The following is a 21,877-nucleotide window of genomic DNA, read 5'->3' as shown; positions in this document are numbered from 1 at the left end:
CCCTAAATGAATCTCATTTTTTGAAAGAATAGGTCCCAAAAAAAACCGCCTACGGTTTCCCGTGGCGGTGTGATGTATGTAAAAATACCTTTAACTTAACTTGCCATGGCAATGTTTGTATTTTTTACCACTGCCACATGGGCAGTCATCGTTGCGACCTACCCGAGGCAAATCAGCGGCTGGCACCGCCGCCGTATCGGCCTGCGCAGCTTGATCAGCGCTGAGTGCCTCGTCATAGTCTGCAGCGTGTACACGTACATTTTCTAGCTCAACCGCAGGTGGTGGAGTGGCTTCCGCAGGTGCTTGGATTTGTACGGTAAGCAATGTGCGCACCACCTCGTCACGAATACGATCAAGTAGCTCGGCAAACAGCTCGAAGGCTTCGCGCTTGTATTCCTGTTTAGGGTCTTTTTGAGCATACCCACGCAAATGAATACCTTGGCGCAAGTGATCTAGAGCCTGAAGATGGGCTCGCCATTGGGTATCAATGGACTGCAACATAATGGCACGTTCAAAGCTACCCCATTGCTCTAGACCAACCAAGGCGACTTTTTCATCTAGTGCTAGCTTAGAGGCCTCGACAACGCGGTCTAATAGGTCTTCTTCGGAAAGATGGGTTTCTTTTTCCACCATTCCCAACACATCGACCTCTAGATGGAACTGACTGGCTAGAGCGGTTTGTAAGCCAGAGATATCCCACTGCTCTTCCATGCTTTCCTCGGGCACATACTGATGGAAGAAATCCGTTAGAGACGCTTCGCGCATATACGCAATATTGGCGCTAATATCGGTGGACTCCAGTACCTCGTTACGCTGTGCGTAAATGACTTTACGTTGATCGTTAGCCACGTCATCAAACTGCAGCAGCTGTTTGCGAATATCAAAGTTGCGAGCCTCAACCTTGCGTTGGGCTGATTCTATAGAACGCGTTACCATACGCGCCTCGATAGGCTCGCCCTCGGGTAAGCGCAAACGCTCCATAATATTGCGGACACGATCCCCAGCAAAAATGCGCATTAGCGAGTCATCAAGAGACAGATAAAAACGCGATGAACCGGGATCACCTTGGCGACCTGCCCGACCACGTAACTGATTATCAATACGACGTGACTCGTGGCGCTCGGTACCAATAATACGTAAACCACCCGCCGCCTTAACCTGCTCGTTAAGCGGACGCCATTCGGCACGGATGGCTTCGATTTGTTCGGCTTTTTGCTCGGGGCTTAGGTTTTCGTCGTCTTGAACTGCCGTCACAAAACGCTCTATAGAACCACCTAATACAATATCTGTGCCTCGGCCAGCCATATTCGTGGCGATGGTTACACTGCCCGGCTTGCCTGCGTCGGCAACAATTTGAGCCTCGCGTTCGTGCTGTTTGGCATTTAATACCTCGTGCGGTAGGCCTTCGGCTTGGAGTAAGCCAGCTAAGAGCTCAGAGTTTTCAATACTAGTAGTACCAACCAAAACAGGCTGACCACGCTCATAACAGTCTTTGATATCAGCCAAAATAGCCGCGTACTTTTCTTTGTCTGTTTTGAAAACCTGATCGTTTTGATCGACCCGAACCATAGGACGGTTGGTAGGAATGATGACCGTTTCCAAGCTGTAAATTTCTTGGAACTCAAAGGCCTCGGTATCAGCAGTACCTGTCATACCCCCTAACTTTTCGTACATACGGAAGTAGTTTTGGAAGGTAATAGAGGCCATGGTTTGGTTTTCGCTTTGAATGGCAACGCCTTCTTTGGCCTCGACAGCTTGGTGCAAGCCCTCGGACCAACGACGCCCTGACATCAAACGACCAGTGAACTCGTCAACAATGACAATCTCATCGTTTTGAACCACATAATGCTGATCACGGAAAAATAAATTGTGGGCACGCAAAGCCACCATAATATGGTGCATAAGCGAAATATGTCGTGGCTCGTATAAGGATTCACCTGCAGGCAATAACCCCAATTCGGTTAGAATCTTTTCGGCTTTTTCGTGCCCTGCTTCGGACATATGAATTTGCTGGGCTTTCTCATCAACCCAATAATCGCCCTCGGGCTCGGGCTCTTGGGGTTTGGGTTCTTCTTGCATGCGAGTCAGCATAGGCGGCACCACATTAATCGCTTGGTACAGCGCTGTGTTGTCGTCTGCTTGGCCTGAAATGATCAAAGGCGTACGCGCCTCGTCAATCAGGATGGAGTCAACCTCGTCCACAATAGCAAAATGCAAGCCGCGCTGACGACGCTCGGACGCATGGTATTCCATGTTATCGCGCAAGTAGTCAAACCCAAACTCGTTATTTGTACCGTAGGTAATATCGGATTGGTAAGCGGCTTTTTTTTCCTCGTTAGACTGGTTTGGCACCACTACGCCTACCGTTAGCCCAAGGAAATTATAGAGCTTGCCCATGGTTTCAGCATCGCGGCGTGCTAGGTAATCGTTGACCGTAACCACATGCACCCCTTTACTGGTTAGTGCATTGAGGTACACCGCTAGGGTTGCCATTAAGGTTTTACCCTCGCCCGTGCGCATTTCGGCAATCTTGCCATTGTGTAACGCAATGGAGCCAAGTAACTGCACATCAAAGTGACGCATGTTGTACACGCGTTTAGACCCTTCGCGCACTACAGCAAAGGCTTCAGGCAGCAAAGAGTTTAACGATTTACCATCGGCCAGGCGCTGACGAAACTCAGCTGTTTTTGCCCGCAATTCGTCATCGCTTAGGGCCTCGAAGGTGGGTTCAAGCGCGTTGATCTGTGCAACCTGCTTGCGGTACTGTTTAAGCAGCCTATCGTTGCGGCTACCGAAAAGCTTTCTGAGCAAAGAAACCATTCTTGTATCGTATTGGTAAGATTCACAGCATGTAATACTACATGCCTACTCCCATTCCTATTATTCGGGTTAAGGGAAAACTGGCAACATAACAATACAGTTTAACGCAGCTAGATGCCAAAAAGACTATTTTGTCGTATCGGATTGAACCAATAGCGTATCAGAATACTCTTTAGGTAGAAATAAAATTGGGTCTAAAGGCTGATCTTCAAGACGCACCTCGAAATGCAAATGCGCACCCGTGACCTGTCCGGTGGCCCCGACTCGGGCTATGAGCTGTCCTTTTTCGACCACATCCCCTAATCGCACTAAAATGGATGAGGCATGCGCATAACGCGTTATCAAACCATCGCCATGAGCAATTTCTACCGTCTTGCCATACCCACTACGATAACGCGCCTCTGTCACTATACCACCTGAGGCTGCCACAATAGGCGTGCCTACGGGCGCAGAAAAATCCATGCCTTCGTGTAAAGTGTGGCGTCCGGTAATGGGATGACGTCGCCACCCATAACCAGAGCTAACATAACTACGATGAACTGGGTGTATAGCTGGAAAACGCGCTTGATTACCTAAACGTTGGCTTAATACGGTATCAAGCATTGTGAACCAGTCTTGGCGCTCAGACAGACTATAATATAAAGTATCTAGCTCTCGGCCTAGATCCTGAGCACTGCTTAGTTTTGGGGCGAGGTCTTCCTGTTCCATTTGTTGCAATAGCTCGGGGTCTGTGTATTGAACACCCGCATGCTCAGCAATACGCCGGCCTAAACTTTCCATTTCAATGACCTTGGCTTGTAGGTCGCCTAAACGTTGGGCTAACTGCTGTACACTTTGTTGTACATATAAAGCATCACGTTCTTGAGCCTGGTTTAATAGCACCACTTGGGTAGGGTCCAACTGTTTTGTACCCATTTTTGATTGGACTAAAGCCCCCGCTACGGCGGAAACGCTAATTCCTAAACCAATGGCCAAAGTCCGCAGAGCTTTTAAGCGTAGCCGCGAATTCTTTAACTTATTCAAACAATTAATCCTTATGTCTAGGGCTTTTTTTAAACGCTTCAGTACTCGCTCTAGTGAACCAGCCAGCCCTATTGCTGGGTGGCTGAAACAAGATCCCAAACAGATCCTGTCTACAGCACAACATTATTTAGAGTTAGAGCAATTTATTCATAGCCAACTTCCGGCTGCAATGCGCAGCTGCAGAGTGGCTCATATAGATAGACAAACAGTGACCCTAGCAGTTCCCAGCGCTGCGCATGCCACCAAACTACGGCAAATGCTGCCTACGCTAATTGCTAAGCTAAACCAATCTGTTTGGAAGTGTAATCAAGTCCAACTACAGATCCAATCCGTACTTTTTACGGGTATGGAACCCTTAGGACAAGTACGTCAAGGTGGGGCGGGCATTGATGGCACAGGGCTTGCTGCATTTGAGCAGCTAAATCAATCTTTAGAAGAAGGCCCTTTAGCACAAGCGGTAGAACGCTTGTTAAATAGACATACCAAGCATAAAGGCTGAGCCTTGGCATCAGCCCTTAACCATGCGTGATTAATAAGCGTGTTTCCATTCGCGCACATACGGCACAGAGGCCGGTGCTTCTTCGGTATAGGTAACGAGTTCCCAGCTGTCAGACGCTGCTAGCAACGCACGCGCTAACTGGTTATTTAAACCGTGACCTGATTTACACGCTACATAACGTGCTACTAAAGGATGACCGATTAAGTATAAATCGCCAATAGCATCCAAAATTTTGTGTTTTACGAACTCGTCCTCGTAACGCAAACCATCTGCATTAAGAACTCGAAACTCGTCCATCACAATGGCATTATCTAAGCTTCCACCACGCGCTAAGCCCGCGGCACGCATAGCCTCGACTTCGCTGGCAAAACCAAAAGTACGCGCTCTGGCTACGGTTTTAACGTATGAGTCTTTTGCAAAATCGACCTCAGCAAAATTTGCTGTTGCATCAATCGCAGGATGCCGGAAATCGATAGAAAACTGTAAACAAAAACCGTCGTAAGGCTCGAGTCGGGCCCATTTGACCTGCTCGCCCTCGCCTTCTCGGACCTCGATGGGTTTTAACACACGTAAAAACTGTTTGGGTGCAGGTTGCTCTTGGAGCCCTGCTGAACGCAACAAGTACACAAATGTACCCGCACTGCCGTCCATAATAGGAACTTCTTCGGCAGAAATATCTATGTGCAAATTATCAATGCCTAAGCCAGCCAAAGCGGACATTAAGTGCTCTACAGTAGAAACACGTACACCGTCTTTTTGTAAAACAGAGGCCATTGTTGTCCCCCCCACATAGTGGGCTTGGGCGGGAATAGTCACTACAGGATCGAGATCAATACGATGAAACACAATACCAGTATTGGGCTTGGCAGGGCGTAAAGTAATTTCTACTAGACGACCCGAATGCAAGCCTATTCCTTTGGTGCTTACAACGGTGGCTAAAGTGCGCTGACGTAACATAGATAATGAAAATAAATACTATAACACCCGATATTATAAAACATACTAAACGAACCGGCTCAAAGGGTCAGTTAGATAATGTATCTAACTGACCTGCGAGAGCTCACCTATCGGGGTTAGGTGATTAATCGGCTTGCTTACGTAAGTACGTAGGAATGTCAAAACGATCCATGCCAGATGTTTCTAATGCCCGTACTTGCGAAGAGGCTTCAGTGTTGCGTGTACGCATAACTGATGGAATTGAAGGAGGTGTCACCTCGGCTTCGGGCTCTTGGGTAGTAACAGGCTCGGACACGGCAGGCTCATTGTCTGTTCCTGTGCGTAGCACTGGCTCTGCAACAGGAGTTTGAACTAACTGGGGACGAGCTTGTTGACGTCCTAAACCCGTTGCCACAACGGTTACGCGTAGGCTGTCGCCCATGCTGTCGTCATAAGCTGTACCAAAGATAACGTGCGCGTCTTCGGCTGCGTAACTTTGGATAATATCCATAATTTCACGCGTTTCACGCAGTTTAAGATCGCGACCTGCTGTGATGTTAACCAACACACCACGTGCACCATGCAAATCAACGCCTTCAAGCAATGGGCAGGCAATCGCGCGCTCTGCGGCTTCACGAGCACGACCTTCGCCAGAAGCGACGGCTATACCCATCATGGCCTGACCTTGCTCGCCCATAATAGTTTTCACGTCTTCAAAGTCAACGTTAACGTTACCTTCGACGTTAATAATTTCAGCAATACCCGCACACGCATTATGTAATACGTCATCGGCTACTTTAAAGCAGTCTTCTTGGGTTGCGTCATCATCCATTAAATCGTAGAGGTTTTCATTCAGCACTACAATTAATGAATGTACATGTTTTGATAACTCGGCAATGCCAGAGTTTGCGGTATCCATGCGGCGACGTCCTTCGAAGTGGAATGGCTTGGTCACCACACCCACTGTAAGGATGCCTAGCTCTTTGGCAACCTCAGCCACAATAGGGCTAGCGCCTGTACCGGTGCCTCCGCCCATACCTGCAGTGATAAACACCATATGAGCCCCGTCTAGGACCTTACGGATTTCATCACGCGCTGTTTCTGCTGCCGCCCGACCTTGGTCTGGCTTAGCACCTGCACCAAGGCCAGATCGACCTAGGGCAATTTGAATAGGTGCTTCGCTGCTAGCCAGTGCTTGTGCATCTGTATTAGCACAAATAAATTCAACGCCTTGCACACCTGAATGAATCATATGTGTGACTGCATTGCCACCTGCGCCACCTACACCGATTACCTTGATAACGGTTGAGTTACCGTTGGTATCTAGTATTTCAAAGTTCATCATTTAGATTCCCTCGCTTTAATATTGGCAAGAAAACGTCTTGCCTCCCCGATAAACCACATTGACTGCAATCATCCTTTGTAGCAAAGTCTGACCCTTAATTCATAAACCATTCTTTGGCTTTTGCAACCATATTTTTAAATCGGCCTTCTTTACGGGTGACTTTGCGGCCCTGACCGTGCTCTTGACGAGCCTGGCACAACAAGCCCATAGCGGTAGAAAAACGTGGATTGCGCATCATATCGGCCAAACTACCCTGATAGATGGGCATAGCCACCCGCACTGGCTTTAAAAACACATCCTCAGCTACTTCGGCAATACCTGGCAAAAGTGCTGTACCACCAGTAATCACTACCCCCGAAGCCAATAAATCCTCGTACCCGGACTCACGCACGCTTTGCTGCACCAACTGGAACAGCTCCTCTACGCGTGGCTCTATAACTGCGCCTAAAGCGTGGCGTTTGACTTGGCGATTAGGGCGATCGCCCAAACCCGGCACCTCAATCAACTCTTGGGGCCCAGCAATTTCCTCGCGGGCCAAACCATAACGTAACTTAATTTCCTCGGCATCAGGCATGGGGGTACGCAACATCGTTGCAATATCATTGGTAATTTGATCGCCTGCTATAGGAATAACATGAGTATGACGTATTGAGCCACCCGTATATATAGCTATATCAGTGGTCCCGCTGCCAATATCGATAAGTAAAACCCCTAATTCTTTTTCGTCTTCGGTTAAACACGCCAAACTGGAGGCTAATGGCGCAAGCATTAGCTCTTGCACTTCTAAGCCACATCGACGCACGCATCGCTCAATATTTTGGGTGGAGGACACAGTGGCTGTCACAATATGAACACGCACCTCAAGCCGGAACCCGCTCATTCCGATAGGGTCTTTAATGTCCTCTTGGGCGTCCACAATGAATTCTTGTTCCAGCACATGTAATACTTGCTGATCAAGCGGAATATTCACAGCCTGGGCTGTTTCAATAACTCGAGCTACATCGGTAGCAGTGACCTCTTTGTCTTTGACTGCAACCATGCCGCTGGAATTTAGACTTCGGATATGACTGCCTGAAATGCCCGCGTAAACACCCCCAATTTTACAATCGGCCATTAACTCAGCCTCTTCGAGTGCCCGCTGAATAGAGTTTACCGTGGCCTCAATATTCACGACCACGCCTTTACGCATTCCCATGGACTCGTGTTGACCTAAACCCAGAACCTCAAACCGCCCTTCTGGCAACACCTCGGCTACCACGGCAGCGACTTTGTTTGTGCCAATGTCTAATGCTACGATCAGATCCTTATTATCACGGGTCATAAAATTTTCTATTTCATTCAGTAGGTTTAAGAGGCGCTAAGCTAATGGCAAACCCGTTGCTATAGCGTAAGTCAGCAGTTTGGATGGTGCGACCATCTAAGCGCTCGTGCAATGTAGGCCACGCTTGCACAAAGCGCTCTAAACGCGCTGCAAAATCGATGGCTCCGGATGTACCATGCAAGTCGGCTATATCCGCGGCAGGATCACGCCCTAATTGCAAACGAATGCCATCGGACAGAACCACCTCCCACGCATAACGTGGACTTAAATTTAGCTGTTGGATACTGACCCCCAGCGGAGTTAGCCATTGCGTGACCTCAGCATAGCGTTGTACGACTAAGCGCTCTGAGTTTGCAGGGCCACGCAATTGTGGTAGGAAAGTACCCTCGACAATAACGGCCTCGTTTGCCGCAAATGGCTCACCCCATGTGTTAATCATATCGGACTCATTCCAATACGCTAAAGGCTGCTGCTCTTCTATTTTAACCTGTAAGGTGTTGGGCCACACGCGACGCACTTGCGCTCGACGCACCCAAGGCGCTTTTTCAAGTAGCGCTCTGGATTCATCTAAATTAATACTAAAAAAATTTCCTTTTAACTGCCCAGCAATAGTGGCGTGAACCGCATCTGGGGTGACATAAACTAAGGCCTCGTTATTGACCCCTTCGATTTTAAGCGTATCTACAACAAAATACGGTAAGCGCGTTAGCCACACCAACGCACTAGCCACCACAGCTAACACAGCCAGTACAGCAAGTGTATTAGCCAGTTGATTGAGCCAACGGTAATTTACCGAAAGAAGGGGCATAGAAAAACGCTGCATTATGCTGTTCTAGCCACCGCTTTCAATTTTAAACTAGCACTCTGGGCGATTTCCACACAAAGCTGCTCGTAACTTAGGCCTACGGCTTTAGCAGCCATGGGCACTAAAGAGTGACTAGTCATACCAGGCGAAGTATTTACCTCGAGCAACCACGGTTGACCCATTTGGTCAAGCATAAAATCCACACGTCCCCAGCCCTCGCAACCTACTGCCAAATACGCATCGCGTGCTAGGGTTTGAATCTGTGTGGTCAACTCGGGACTTAAATCGGCGGGACAGAAGTACTGAGTCTCATCACTGTAATACTTGTTTTCAAAGTCGTAGTTACCACCCGGGGCTACAATTTCAATTACAGGTAATGCACGCGCTTGATCTGCGCTACCTAATACAGGTACGGTTAACTCACGCCCCTGAATAAATCGCTCTGCTAACACTGAAGCATCAAAACGCTGGGCTAAAGCAAAAGCGGCTTCGACTTGATCGGCATGATCTAAGCGACTAAAACCAACGGTAGAGCCTTCGTGAGCAGGTTTCATAATAAAAGGCAAAGCCAAACGGTCGCATAGCCCTTTCAGGTCGCGCTGATTTTTTAATACAGCAAACTCAGGGGTGGGTAAGCCATGTTGCAACCAAATTCGTTTGGTCATGACTTTATCCATGGCTAGCGCTGATGCCATTGGCCCGCTGCCTGTATAAGGAATACCTAATAGCTCTAGGGCTCCTTGTAAGGTACCATCCTCGCCAAAACGGCCATGTAATGTAATAAAAACACGATCAAATTGCGCTTGAGCTAATTCAGCCAAACTTTGGGTTTGCGTATCAAACAGGTGTGCATCCACCCCTTTCGCTAGCAAAGCCTGATGAACACCTGTGCCAGACATGAGCGAAACCTCACGTTCTGCAGAAACTCCGCCATAAATAACGCCAACCTTACCTAGCTCTTTCATAGCCCTTCCTTAAGTTGCCCTGCCACACGACTAATTGAACCTGCACCCATTAAAACCACCACATCATCAGCACGCACAAAGCTCTGGATAGATTCGGCCAAATCGCTAATTTGCTCGACGAAAACGGGCTCTACACGACCTGCCACACGTATGGCACGTGCTAAAGCACGACCATCCGCAGCCACAATGCGCTCTTCACCAGCGGGATAGACCTCGCTCAGTAACACTGCATCGGCTTGACTCAACACACGGACAAAATCCTCGAAGCAGTCGCGGGTGCGCGTATAACGATGTGGTTGAAATGCCAATACCAAGCGTCTATTGGGCCAAGCGCCACGTGCTGCTTCTAGAGTCGCTTGCATTTCGTTGGGGTGATGACCGTAATCATCCACTAAGGTGTAATGCCCCCCGCCAGCCGCTTCAGAAACAGGTAGATCACCATACTGTGTGAAGCGCCGTCCGACTCCAGTAAAAGTATCCAATGCTGCAGCGATATCGGCATCACTTACCCCCAGCTCAGTCGCTACGGCTATGGCCGCTAAAGCATTGAGCACATTGTGCTTACCAGGTAGATTCAAACTGACGGAAAGCACAGGTAAAGCGCCAGCGCTACCTTGACGCTCTACTTCGAAATGCATTTTGGTCCCTACATGACGAATATCAACAGCTCGAACCTGAGCTTCGGTATTGTCTATGCCATAGGTGGTTACGGGACGCGATACAAAGGGAATGATCTCGCGTACATTGGGGTCGTCCACACAAAGCACTGCACTGCCATAAAAGGGTAAACGTTGGGTAAAATCGATAAAAGCACTTTTTAAACGTGCTACATCATGCCCATAGGTGTCCATATGGTCTACATCTATATTGGTGATGATTGCCATAACAGGAAGCAGATTTAAAAACGAAGCATCAGACTCATCGGCCTCTACGACAATGTACTCACCCTGACCTAAACGGGCATTCGCTCCAGCTGAATTCAAACGACCACCAATCACAAAAGTGGGGTCAAGCCCACCTGTAGCCAAAATACTGGCAACTAAACTAGTGGTTGTGGTTTTACCATGCGTACCTGCTACGGCAATACCCCGTTTTAAACGCATCAGCTCAGTCAACATCAAGGCACGAGGCACCACCGGAATCCGTAAAGCACGAGCGGCTAAAACCTCGGGGTTCTCGTTTCCTATAGCGGTAGACACTACAATAGCACCCATGCCTTTAACGTTATCAGCATGATGCCCAATAATAATTCGCGCGCCTAAGCTTTCCAAACGACGGGTTACCGCTGACTCTTGAATATCAGAACCACTAATGGCGTAGCCTAAATTAAGCAACACTTCGGCAATTCCGCTCATTCCAGAGCCACCTATGCCGACAAAATGAATGTGTTGAATACGATGTTTCATGAATTTCCTTTAGCTAAACGTATGCACGTATTCGCTATTTTTTCTGTTGCATCCACAAATGAATGCTCTTGCGCATGGATAGCTCGCTTTTGCAGCTCTGCTCGAGTAATAGTCTGTAGCCATTGAGCTAACCATTCCACCGTAAATTGAGCTTGAGGTTGTAACCACGCCGCATCACAGTCGCTTAGGTAGTTAGCATTGGCTGTCTGATGGTCATCGATGGCATGAGGCAAAGGCACAAAAAGTGCTGCCACACCTACAGCAGCCACTTCGGCTACGGTCATTGCCCCAGCTCGGCAAACCACTACATCTGCAGCCGCCATCGCAGACGCCACATCTGCAATAAACGGAACCACTTGAGCTTGTACCTGTAACGCATCATAGTTTTGCTGAACGGATTCTGTATGGGCCTCGCCCGTTTGATGCACCACCTGAGGGCGATGCTCGGCCGAAATGCGCGCTAACGCGGCGGGTATAATTTTATTCAAAGGAGCAGCACCTAAGCTGCCACCTAATACTAAGATTTGTAAAGTTTTTTTACGGGCCTGATAGCGTTCTAGAGGTGGTGCTTGGCGCGTAAAGGCTTTGCGCACCGGATTTCCAACCATGACCGCCCCTGGCAAGGCCCCAGGAAAACCTACTAAGCTTTGGCGAGCTATTTTAGCTAAATACCGGTTTGCTGTACCACCAATTGCATTTTGCTCGTGAACCACCAAAGGAATGCCCATCAGCTTAGCCATTAGGCCTCCCGGGAAAGCCACGTAGCCACCCATGCCTAACACAACCTGCGGCTGCGCTTCACGCAGCGCTTTGCGAGCCTCTAAACATGCAGCAAACAAGCGCAGAGGTAACTGAAACAAAGCGCTTAATCCTTTGCCTCGTACCCCAGAAAAATGCAAAGGCAATAAGGGAAAGCCGTGTTCTTTAACAAGACGCCCTTCCATGCGCTCTGGATTGCCAAGCCAATACACGCGCCACCCTTGGGCTCGTAGATGATGAGCCACCGCCAGCCCCGGCATAATATGCCCTCCTGTGCCTCCGGCCATAATCACAATTGAGCGACTCATTGACGTATACCTCGCATTAAATTTCGATTTTCATGATCGATACGCAATAAAAGTGCTAGCGCAATGAGGCTCATGATTGTGGCTGAGCCACCATAGCTAACCAGAGGTAGGGTCAAACCTTTGGTAGGTAACAAACCTAGACAAACCCCTATATTAATAAAGGTTTGCACCCCAAACCACACGCCAACACCTTGAGCAAACATGGCGTTAAATACACGCTCCATGGCAATGGCTTGACGCCCTATTTCAAAAGCACGCCAAATAACAAAAGCAAACGCCACAATAAGCAGGCTGACCCCTACAAAACCAAGCTCTTCGCCAATCACTGCCACAATAAAGTCTGTATGCGCTTCAGGTAAATAATGCAACTTTTCTACGCTTGACCCTAAGCCGACACCGGTCCATTCACCACGACCAAAGGCAATAAGTGAGTGTGACAACTGATACGCACTGCCATAAGCATTTTCCGGCTTCCAGGGATCTAAATACACAAACAAGCGTTCACGACGCCACGGTGCAAACCAGATCATAATGGCACCAATGCCACCAAATAAAGCCACCATGCCCACCATCCAACGCAGCGCAATCCCACCAATAAACACTACGCCCATGGCAATACAAGCAGTTACCACAAAAGCCCCTAAGTCAGGCTCTAAAATAAGCAAGCCACCTACTCCGCCCACCACAAGCATAATAGGCACAAAGCCACGCCAAAACTCAGAAATCGTTTCCTTTTTTCGCACTACGTATAAAGCAGCAAACATAAGCATTGCTACTTTCATCAATTCGGAAGGCTGAAAATTAACTACCCCTAAAGGAATCCACCGGCGTGCGCCATTGACCTCGCGCCCTATGCCAGGAATCAAGACCAATACCAAAAGCACAAGAGCAAGAATGAAAAGAGGCAGGGCTAGCTTTTCCCACACACGCATAGGAACCAAACATGCAGCGCCTGCTAGCACAGCCCCCAAAGTCAAAAACAAAGTGTGGCGAATAATAAAGTAGTAATGCCCGTAATTTCTATACTGCGGCCCATCAGCTAAGGCAATAGATGCTGAATACACCATAAGTAAGCCAAAAGCTGCCAACATACACACTACAGTCAGTAATGGCAGGTCTATGCTTGGCATTGCGGTACGTGCACGAGAGCGTTTTCCTAGGACACGCTGGTTTAACGAGGCTAAACGTGTCATGCCACTTCTCCTTTGTCCAGAGCTAACTCGACCACCGCATCCTCAAACTGATGACCACGCTCTATGTAGCTACTGAACATATCTAAGCTCGCACAAGCTGGCGATAACACCACGCTGTCACCGGCCTGACTAAATGCAAAAGCCTGTTGCACGGCGTGAGGTAAATCCACTGCCTGCACTACCGGAATAGGTAATGCTTCAAAAGCCTGCGCTAATAAGGAAGCATCGCGCCCGATAAGTACGACGGCACGACATGCACTTTGAGCCAACGCAGCAGCCAAAGGAGTAAAGTCTTGGCCCTTGCCCACACCGCCCGCTATAAGCACCATTGAACGCCCTAGCCCCTCGATGGCAGCTACAGTAGCACCCACATTGGTACCTTTACTGTCATTAATAAAGCTTACGCCCTGCACCACCCGCACAAACTGACAACGGTGCGGCTCGCCATAGTAATTACGTAGAACAGGAAGTAGTGGATCCCAATCTAGGTCCGTAGTCCGCAGTAAGCTTAGTGCAGCCAAAACATTACTTATATTATGTCGCCCAGTCATTGCTAATGCTGAAACAGGCAACAAATAATCTAGCGTGCCAGCTTGTGATGTAAGGCTCACAATCCATTCTTGTTCTTGGTTTGCTCCTAATCCCATATCGTGTGCTTCAACCGGCAGGTCTAACCCAAAGCTTTGCACCTGCATGCCAGGTTTAGGCATAGCCATAGTGACCGGATCGTCACGATTCACAATAACGTGTTGACACATACTGAACAAATGGGCTTTGGCAGCACTATAAGCCTGCATTGACCCGTGCCAATCGATATGGTCTTGACTGATGTTTAGTACTACACCGGCGTGCAAAGATAGGCTGTACGTGTGCTCAAGCTGAAAACTAGAAAGCTCAATAATCCAATAATCGGGCAATTGTTGATTGGCATAGGCTTCTGCTAAAGCAGAGAGGGCCGCTGGGCTGATATTACCTGCCGCCACTACCTGCTGCCCGGCTTCTTCTAGCATGTGCTTAGTAAGTTGCACTACTGTGGTTTTGCCATTTGTACCGGTTATACCAAACACCGTGGGGCGATAACCCGTGCGTGCTAGATCAGACAAAGCATGAGCAAACAGCTCTATTTCACTAATCACATGTATGTCTTGGTCTTTAGCTAAAGCTAGCAAAGATGCAACCAAAGGATCTGTAGGCGCTAAACCAGGACTGATAACTACAGTTTGCACACCTGTTAATACCGCAGGGGCTAAGGCCTGTGCGCCTAATACAACCTCTATTGCTACCCCTGCATACTGTTGCACTAAGGCATCCGTTTTAACCTGATATGACAAGCGAGTATCGGCCACGCGTATTGGCAAATGCTGTTGCAAATACCAATGTGCTGCGGCCAAGCCTGTTTCTCCTAAGCCTAGGATGAGGGTATAACCATTGGAAGACGTGGTAAATACAGGCTCTATCATCGTAATTTAAGCGTAGAGAGACCAACCAAAACAAGCATCATGGTAATAATCCAGAAGCGCACTACCACCTGTGTTTCTTTCCAACCGCTGACTTCAAAATGATGGTGTAACGGTGCCATTTTAAAAATGCGCCGCCCTTCTCCGTAGCGTTTTTTCGTGTATTTAAACCAAGTGACCTGCAGCATCACAGAAAGGGTTTCTACAACAAATACCCCACCCATAATGAAAAACACAATTTCTTGGCGCACAATGACTGCAATGGTACCCAGAGCCCCACCTAAAGCTAAGGCCCCTACATCCCCCATAAATACTTGGGCAGGGTAGGCATTGAACCAAAGAAAAGCTAAGCCTGCGCCCGCAATGGCTGCGCAAATTACCATCAGTTCTGAAGCACCCGGTATATATGGGAACAGCAAGTACTTGGAGTAATCCACCCTACCCACCACATACGCAAAAATACCTAATGCACTGCCCACCATAACAGTAGGCATAATGGCTAGCCCGTCTAGCCCATCGGTTAAATTAACGGCATTACTGGAACCAACAATCACAAACCAAGTTAAAGCGGCAAACCCTAATACCCCTAACGGATAACTAATGCTTTTAAAGAAAGGCACAATCAAATCTGCTTGAGTTGGCAACGGCATAGTAAAACCGCTTAGGACCCAGCTTTTGAATAAAGGCCACAGCTCAGCCGTATCTGGAGCGGAAACGGCAAAAGTTAAATACACTGACGCCACAAGACCTATTAATGCCTGCCAAAAAAACTTTTGACGTGAAGACATGCCTTCGGGGTCACGGTGCACTACTTTTTTATAGTCATCTGCCCAGCCAATCCAACCAAAGCCAAAGGTAACAAGCAAAACCACCCACACAAAGCGATTAGTCCAGTCTGCCCATAAAATAGTGCTGATGCCAATGGAAATAAGCACCAGAACTCCGCCCATAGTAGGCGTGCCATTTTTTTGTAGATGCGACTCTGGCCCATAAGTACGAACCGCCTGACCAATTTTTAGCTCGGTCAGGCGACGAATAACCCATGGGCCGCTCCATAAGCCAATAATTAATGAGGTTGCACAAGCTAATACAGCTCGTAAAGTAATGTACTCAAACACCCCAAAAGCGCGGATATGAGACTCAGCAAGCCACCGCGCTAACTCAAGAAGCATAATGATTCTCCGCGAAATGAGCCTCTAGCGCGGCTACCACACGCTCCATACGTGTGCTTCGTGAGCCTTTGACTAGCGTTTGCGCGGGCATTTCCTTTAAGAGCTGCTCGGTTAAGCTTTCCACTGAATCAAAACTAGTTGCGCCCTTGCCAAATGCTTCGGCAGCTTTGAGCGCCTCATGACCATGAACCAACAACACATCGATGCCTAGTTCACGTGCATACGCCCCCACCTCGGAATGCACTGCACCACTATTTATACCGACTTCTGCCATATTCCCTAAAACCAACACTTTTTTACCCTCTAGTTGCGCCAACACATCAATAGCGGCACGGACGGAATCAGGGTTGGCATTATAACTGTCATCAATGAGCAACACACCATTTGGTAAATGCTTTACTTGCATACGCCCCTCTACGGCTTGGAAGGACTCAAGACCTGTCACAATAGCAGCCAGTGGCGCACCAGCCGCAGCCGCACATGCAGCAGCAGCTAAAGCATTGCGTAAATTATGCACACCAGGCACAGGAAGATGCACATTGGCACTTTCCGTAGCGATCAGCAATTTAAACTGAGTCGCATTGGCATCGGCATGAATAGCATCCGCGCGTACTTGGGCCTCATCATTAAAACCAAAACATTGCGTAGAACGTGCACCAGCCAAGTCATGCCAAAACCCGGTATAGGTATCGTCTGCGGGAAAAACAGCAATGCCCTGATCGTCTAATGCGCTCAGTACAGTACCGTTTTCTGCTGCGACTGCATCGACCGATTGCATGAACTCTTGGTGCTCTCGTTGGGCGTTATTAATGAGTGCAATAGTAGGAGCTGCAATATGAGCCAAAGGTAGGATTTCGCCGGGATGATTCATCCCTAGCTCAAACACAGCAGCTTTATGCGCAGCTTGCAAACGCAGCACAGACAACGGCACACCAATTTGATTATTTAAATTGCCTGCAGTGGCTAAAAACTGATCGCTACCGCCTAACCAAGCCGTAAAAATAGCAGCAATCATTTCTTTGGTGGTGGTTTTACCATTGCTGCCGGTAACAGCCACCACAGGAATAGTAAAACGGCGACGCCATAAGGTAGCGGCTTTGGTTAATGCGGCCTGAGTGTCCCCCAAAATAAACTGCGGCACATCCACATCTACAGCATGGGCCACTACAGCTGCTACTGCGCCTTTTTCTTTAGCGGTTTGCACATAATCATGACCATCAAAACTTTCGCCTTGTAAGGCAACAAAAAGCTGTCCGGGCTGCACACTACGCGAGTCTGTAGAAATAGACAAGCCTCGTAGCCACGTCAAGGCAAAACTGGCCCAATGACGATCATCAAAAGCAGAACGCTGCCCATTAATTTCCTGATAGGTTTCATGACCTTTACCTGCAATCAGCACAATGTCATTCGGCTCGGCCCACCACAATGTCTGCAAAATAGCTTGGGCACGATCTAACTCCGTATGAGGTGGAGTGCTCATGCCAGCTGCAATTTGCTGAATAATATGTTGGGGGTCTTCGGAGCGCGGGTTATCAGTGGTGATCACGACCTCGTCAGCTAAGCGATCAGCAATAGCACCCATCAGAGGTCGCTTTGCCGTATCGCGATCGCCACCACACCCAAACACGCACCAGATCTTACCACCGCGCACCTCGGCTGTTTCACGCAATGAAAGCAGAGCGCGTTCTAAAGCATCGGGACTATGCGCATAATCAACCACAGCCAAAGGCGCTGGACGGTGCGTACCTACAGCTAATGGTTTAACAATTTCCAAGCGTCCAGGTACGGGGCCCAAGGTAGCCATTAAGCGGGCAATTTTAGAAATGGGCCACCCTAACTCTAGTAGTACAGCGGATACAAGCAGCAAATTAGATACATTATGCGCACCTAATAAGCGCGTCAAAATTTGTGCTGTGCCGTGGGCCTCGACTAAGCTGAAAACCTGGCCGTCAGCAGCGGTATGAATGTCTTCCGCGAATAAATCGGCCTGAGCATCTTGGGTGGAATAGCTGAGAACACGCTGGGCTTGAGCTTCACTTTTAAGCTGCGCACCAAAAGCGTCGTCCAAATTCACTACTGCCAAACGCAAATTAGGCCAACGGAATAACAACGCTTTGGCTGCGGCGTAATTCTCTGGGGTGTGATGATAATCCAGATGATCATGAGATAAATTGGTTAACGCTGCAATATCAATGTGAACATGATCAAGACGCCCTTGCTCTAAACCAATGGATGAGGCTTCTAGTGCAACCAAATTCGCACCCGCAGCATGTATAGCTGCCAAGCTGCGATGCATAGTCAGTACATCTGGAGTCGTCAGCACGCCCCCTAAGTTGGTGCCATCAGGCAAGGTCACACCAAGCGTTCCAATCGTGCCACATGACACACCCGAATTATTTAACATGGCGGCTAGCCACTGCACACTGGAAGTTTTGCCATTTGTGCCTGTTATTGCAATAACCGTCATGTGTTCAGAGGGCTTGCCGTACCATTCGTGAGCCACAGCGCCTAAATGCTGACGTAGCTGGGGCACCACCAGGGTAGGCACTGAGCTGTCAGAGGGTGCTGAGTCATCTTGTATGATCGCCGTCGCACCCGCTGCAATAGCCTGCTGCACATAATCATGACCATTACTAGCCAACCCAGCGCAAGCAAAAAACACATCCCCAGGCTGAATAGTGCGCGAGTCCAAACATAAATGGGCTGTTGCATTGACGTGATGTTCTTTTAACCAATCTACAATAGTTTTTGCATTCATTATTATCTTTTCTCCTGATCGGAGCCTAGGGCAACCAAGGCATCCACCGGCTCATCCGGCTCAATTTCAAGGCGTCTTAAGCTATTTGCCACAATGTCAGCAAACACAGGAGCAGCTATTCGACCACCAAAATAATGTCCTTTAGGCTCGTCTATGCTCACTGCCACCACAATACGAGGATTGGATACGGGAGCAAAGCCAACAAAAGAGCCTCTATATAATGATTTACTGTATTTACCATCAACGATTTTACGTGCCGTACCGCTTTTCCCTGCCACGCGATAGCCTTGTACCTGAGCCAAACGAGCCCCATCCGGACCTGCCGCCGCCTCTAGCATATGACGCACCGCCACCGCCACCTCGGGCCTAAACACTTGAATGGTGGTGGGCTGTGTCTCGCGCTTGATAAGACTGAGGGAAACCATATCGCCATTACGCGCAAACGCCGTATAGGCTTGCGCCATTTGCATTAATGACACGGATAAACCATAGCCATACGCCATGGTGGCTCGCTCGATAGGACGCCAACGGTCCCATGGACGTAGACGGCCTGCTACAGCCCCAGGAAAACCAATCTGCGGGGCACGACCAAAACCTAACATGGTAAAGCGCTGCCACATTTCCTCTGAGGTGAGGATCTCAGAAATCATGGTCATGCCAATGTTGCTGGAGCGACGTAGAATACCTGCCGCATCTAATACCCCATTATTACGACTAACATCCGTAATGGTGTGACCTTGGTAACGATACTGACCATTGCCGGTATTAAATTTGGTATTTAACCCGATGCGTTTAATATCTAAAGCCAATGCTACGGTAAACGGCTTCATAATAGAGCCCGGCTCGAAGGTGTCTGTTAAGGCACGATTACGCGTGAACTCGGGGCGAATTGTGTGACGTTTGGCTGGATCAAAAGTAGGCAGATTGACCAGAGCTAGAATTTCCCCTGTTTGCACATCAGCCACCACAGCACTGGCAGCGCCGGCATTGGTTTCCTGCATGGCTTTTTCTAATGCCATGTAGGTATCGTACTGCATGCCTGCATCTAGGGATAAATACAAGTCCTGCCCATGTACCGGCGGGATGACCTCTGCCACATCCTCTAGGACTCGGCCTAAACGATCTCGTAATACTTTACGGGAGCCGGCCTGCCCGGCAAGCTCGTTATTGAAGGTGAGTTCAACCCCTTCGGTGCCTTCACCATCGATGTCAGTAATGCCGACGATTTGCGATACGGTTTCCCCTTCGGGGTAGACCCGACGAACCTCATCACGCGTGTGTATACCAGGCACTTTTAATGCTAGGATGCGCTCCGCCTCGTCCATTTCAACCTGACGTTTAAGATACGCAAACTCACGCCCCCCTTTGGCAATTAGACGTTTTACATCCGCTAAAGAAAGATTAAGGATGGCACCCACTTGGGTGAGCTGTGCATCACTCGCTTTGGCGCTGTCTTGAGGGTTAGCCCAAACGGCTTTAACTAATACTGTGGACGCCAACACGACCTTGCCTGAACGGTCAAAGATCTTGCCCCGTATAGCTGGCAAACTAAGCTCTTGGTGGTAACGCTTTTCACCTTGGGCTTGTAAGAACTCCGTATTTAAACCCTGAAGCTGCAAAGCACGAGCAATAAGCAGCCCAAAAGCAAAAAGAATACAGACTAAAACGAATCTAGCCCGCCATAGAGGAACACTAGTAGCGGGCTGTTGTTTTCTGATTTTATGGTCTCGCGCACTCATGGCCGCCCCTCTCTTTGGACTAGCACAGAGGGCTTGCCTGGAATATACATCGTACGCGGCAGTTCAGCTGGCACTAAGCTGAGCTGATCTTTAGCTAACTGAGTAACACGAGCATGACGCGCAAGCTCGGCACGGTCGGACTGCAAGTGTCGCCATGCAATGTCTAGCTCTTGAGCTTGCAAGCTTAACTGCTCGCTTTTAATAAACAGCGAGCGCGAATGATAGCGTGTTTTTACTAAACTGACTGCGGAAATCATCACCGCTAAAACAAGTAAAGGCACAGCAATACGTAACATTAACGCCGCCCTCCTCGTTTAAAGCTGCCCGCATTAGCTAAGTAAGCAGTGGCTTCGTCAAGTTGGGTTTGCCACGTATCGGACAACGGAGCTGAGGTGCGTTCGGCCACCCGCAAAACGGCTGATCGCGACCGTGCATTACCATCGATTTCAATACTGTCCGGTAACACACGTCCTAAATTATCTAGCCAAGCGGCAGGTAAATCGTGAGGGGCCATAGGCAAACGCGCATAGGGTGCAGCGGGATTAGCAGCTGCTGCAATAAACTGCTTTACGATACGGTCTTCTAGGGAATGAAAACTGATGACGGCTAAGCGGCCACCCGGTTTAAGCAAATCTAGAGTGAGCGGGAGCGCATCCGTAAGCTCCTGGAGCTCGCGGTTGAGGTAAATCCGTATAGCCTGGAAGGTCCGAGTGGCTGGGTGATGATTCTTTTCCCGCGTGCGGACGGTGCCGGCGACCAACTCGGCGAGATCATGCGTGGTGTGTAGCGGACTGGATTCGCGGCGTGTTGTAATCGCCTTTGCAATCTGGAAAGCAAACCGTTCTTCGCCATAATCTGCGATGACCTCCTTAATATCATCTTGGTCGGCTGTGGCCAACCATTCGGCGGCCGTAGGGCCGGTTGAATTATTCATACGCATATCCAACGGACCATTGCGCATAAAAGAAAAACCACGTTCAGCGTCATCAAGCTGAGGCGATGACACGCCTAAATCCATCATGACGCCATCAATTTGATCTATACCCAGTTCGTTTAAACGGGAAGCCATGTTGGTAAAACCATCGTGACATACCACTACGCGGGGATCTTCTTGCTGTAAAGCCAGTGCAAACTCTATGGCTGTGGGGTCTTTATCAAAGACCACCAAACGAGCTGTAGGTGCTAAAAACTGTAATAAGTAACGACTATGACCACCTCGGCCAAAGGTTGCATCCACGAAGGTGCCCTCTACCAGAGGTAGAGTCGAATCGAATGCCGCCCAACGCTTTGCTTTAAAGCGTGGTGCAATCAATGCGGAAACGGTAGCTTCCAACAAAACGGAACGATGTTTGAGTTCCATAAACGAGCCGA

Annotated in this window: 17 protein-coding genes; 1 reads left to right on the top strand and 16 read right to left on the bottom strand. The window is 48.9% G+C overall.

Going from position 1 to position 21,877, the window contains the following annotated elements; genetic code table 11:
- Positions 1 to 90 precede the first annotated feature (90 nt).
- Together secA and ACBP46_RS03620 are read right to left on the bottom strand one after the other, a co-directional pair.
- Positions 91 to 2,820, bottom strand: a complete 2,730-nt coding sequence (gene secA / locus ACBP46_RS03625; RefSeq protein ID WP_371015357.1) for a preprotein translocase subunit SecA — start codon at positions 2,818 to 2,820, stop codon at positions 91 to 93.
- A 126-nt stretch (positions 2,821 to 2,946) separates the two neighbouring features.
- Entirely contained in the window at positions 2,947 to 3,843 is an 897-nt protein-coding gene (locus tag ACBP46_RS03620) for a M23 family metallopeptidase (protein ID WP_371015356.1), read from the bottom strand.
- Between the two features lie 13 nt (positions 3,844 to 3,856).
- On the opposite strand from ACBP46_RS03620, the gene ACBP46_RS03615 reads away from it, so the two are divergent.
- Positions 3,857 to 4,342, top strand: coding sequence for a DciA family protein (locus ACBP46_RS03615; RefSeq protein ID WP_371015355.1), 486 nt, complete (start codon positions 3,857 to 3,859; stop codon positions 4,340 to 4,342).
- Positions 4,343 to 4,372: 30 nt separating this feature from the next.
- Here ACBP46_RS03615 and lpxC read toward each other — a convergent pair whose 3' ends face one another.
- The 14 genes from lpxC to rsmH form a co-directional block, all read right to left on the bottom strand.
- Positions 4,373 to 5,299: a UDP-3-O-acyl-N-acetylglucosamine deacetylase gene (gene lpxC, locus ACBP46_RS03610; RefSeq protein WP_371015354.1), complete on the bottom strand. Its 927-nt coding sequence runs from the start codon at positions 5,297 to 5,299 to the stop codon at positions 4,373 to 4,375.
- Positions 5,300 to 5,423: 124 nt separating this feature from the next.
- Complete coding sequence (gene ftsZ, locus ACBP46_RS03605; protein ID WP_371015353.1) at positions 5,424 to 6,623, bottom strand: cell division protein FtsZ; 1,200 nt, start codon at positions 6,621 to 6,623, stop codon at positions 5,424 to 5,426.
- A 94-nt stretch (positions 6,624 to 6,717) separates the two neighbouring features.
- Positions 6,718 to 7,944, bottom strand: coding sequence for a cell division protein FtsA (gene ftsA, locus ACBP46_RS03600; protein WP_371015352.1), 1,227 nt, complete (start codon positions 7,942 to 7,944; stop codon positions 6,718 to 6,720).
- Positions 7,945 to 7,957: 13 nt separating this feature from the next.
- Positions 7,958 to 8,767, bottom strand: coding sequence for a cell division protein FtsQ/DivIB (locus ACBP46_RS03595; protein ID WP_371015351.1), 810 nt, complete (start codon positions 8,765 to 8,767; stop codon positions 7,958 to 7,960).
- Positions 8,767 to 9,714, bottom strand: coding sequence for a D-alanine--D-alanine ligase (locus ACBP46_RS03590; protein WP_371015350.1), 948 nt, complete (start codon positions 9,712 to 9,714; stop codon positions 8,767 to 8,769). Before ACBP46_RS03590 ends, ACBP46_RS03595 begins: the two co-directional genes overlap by 1 nt.
- Positions 9,711 to 11,120: a UDP-N-acetylmuramate--L-alanine ligase gene (gene murC, locus ACBP46_RS03585; protein WP_371015349.1), complete on the bottom strand. Its 1,410-nt coding sequence runs from the start codon at positions 11,118 to 11,120 to the stop codon at positions 9,711 to 9,713. The genes ACBP46_RS03590 and murC overlap by 4 nt, the downstream gene beginning before the upstream one ends.
- Complete coding sequence (gene murG / locus ACBP46_RS03580; RefSeq protein ID WP_371015348.1) at positions 11,117 to 12,187, bottom strand: undecaprenyldiphospho-muramoylpentapeptide beta-N-acetylglucosaminyltransferase; 1,071 nt, start codon at positions 12,185 to 12,187, stop codon at positions 11,117 to 11,119. Before murG ends, murC begins: the two co-directional genes overlap by 4 nt.
- Positions 12,184 to 13,380, bottom strand: a complete 1,197-nt coding sequence (ftsW, locus tag ACBP46_RS03575; protein WP_371015347.1) for a putative lipid II flippase FtsW — start codon at positions 13,378 to 13,380, stop codon at positions 12,184 to 12,186. Before ftsW ends, murG begins: the two co-directional genes overlap by 4 nt.
- On the bottom strand, positions 13,377 to 14,840 hold the full coding sequence (murD, locus tag ACBP46_RS03570) for a UDP-N-acetylmuramoyl-L-alanine--D-glutamate ligase (RefSeq protein ID WP_371015346.1): 1,464 nt from the start codon (positions 14,838 to 14,840) through the stop codon (positions 13,377 to 13,379). Before murD ends, ftsW begins: the two co-directional genes overlap by 4 nt.
- Positions 14,837 to 16,009: a phospho-N-acetylmuramoyl-pentapeptide-transferase gene (gene mraY / locus ACBP46_RS03565; protein WP_371015345.1), complete on the bottom strand. Its 1,173-nt coding sequence runs from the start codon at positions 16,007 to 16,009 to the stop codon at positions 14,837 to 14,839. Before mraY ends, murD begins: the two co-directional genes overlap by 4 nt.
- Positions 15,999 to 18,767: a bifunctional UDP-N-acetylmuramoyl-L-alanyl-D-glutamate--2,6-diaminopimelate ligase MurE/UDP-N-acetylmuramoyl-tripeptide--D-alanyl-D-alanine ligase MurF gene (gene murF, locus ACBP46_RS03560; RefSeq protein WP_371015344.1), complete on the bottom strand. Its 2,769-nt coding sequence runs from the start codon at positions 18,765 to 18,767 to the stop codon at positions 15,999 to 16,001. Before murF ends, mraY begins: the two co-directional genes overlap by 11 nt.
- Before the next feature lie 2 nt (positions 18,768 to 18,769).
- Positions 18,770 to 20,506, bottom strand: coding sequence for a peptidoglycan D,D-transpeptidase FtsI family protein (locus tag ACBP46_RS03555; RefSeq protein ID WP_371015343.1), 1,737 nt, complete (start codon positions 20,504 to 20,506; stop codon positions 18,770 to 18,772).
- A complete protein-coding gene (gene ftsL, locus ACBP46_RS03550; protein ID WP_371015342.1) occupies positions 20,503 to 20,802 on the bottom strand; it encodes a cell division protein FtsL in 300 nt (99 codons plus the stop codon). The genes ACBP46_RS03555 and ftsL overlap by 4 nt, the downstream gene beginning before the upstream one ends.
- The gene (rsmH, locus tag ACBP46_RS03545; RefSeq protein ID WP_371015341.1) at positions 20,802 to 21,866 is read right to left on the bottom strand and encodes a 16S rRNA (cytosine(1402)-N(4))-methyltransferase RsmH; all 1,065 of its coding nucleotides are present in this window, start codon (positions 21,864 to 21,866) and stop codon (positions 20,802 to 20,804) included. The genes ftsL and rsmH overlap by 1 nt, the downstream gene beginning before the upstream one ends.
- Positions 21,867 to 21,877: the final 11 nt, after the last annotated feature.

The sequence above is a fragment of the Paenalcaligenes hominis genome (genome assembly GCF_041359055.1).
Taxonomy (GTDB): domain Bacteria; phylum Pseudomonadota; class Gammaproteobacteria; order Burkholderiales; family Burkholderiaceae_B; genus Paenalcaligenes; species Paenalcaligenes hominis_A.
Note: the sequence above shows the minus strand (reverse complement) of the source record. Positions and strands in the feature narration are given on the sequence as shown.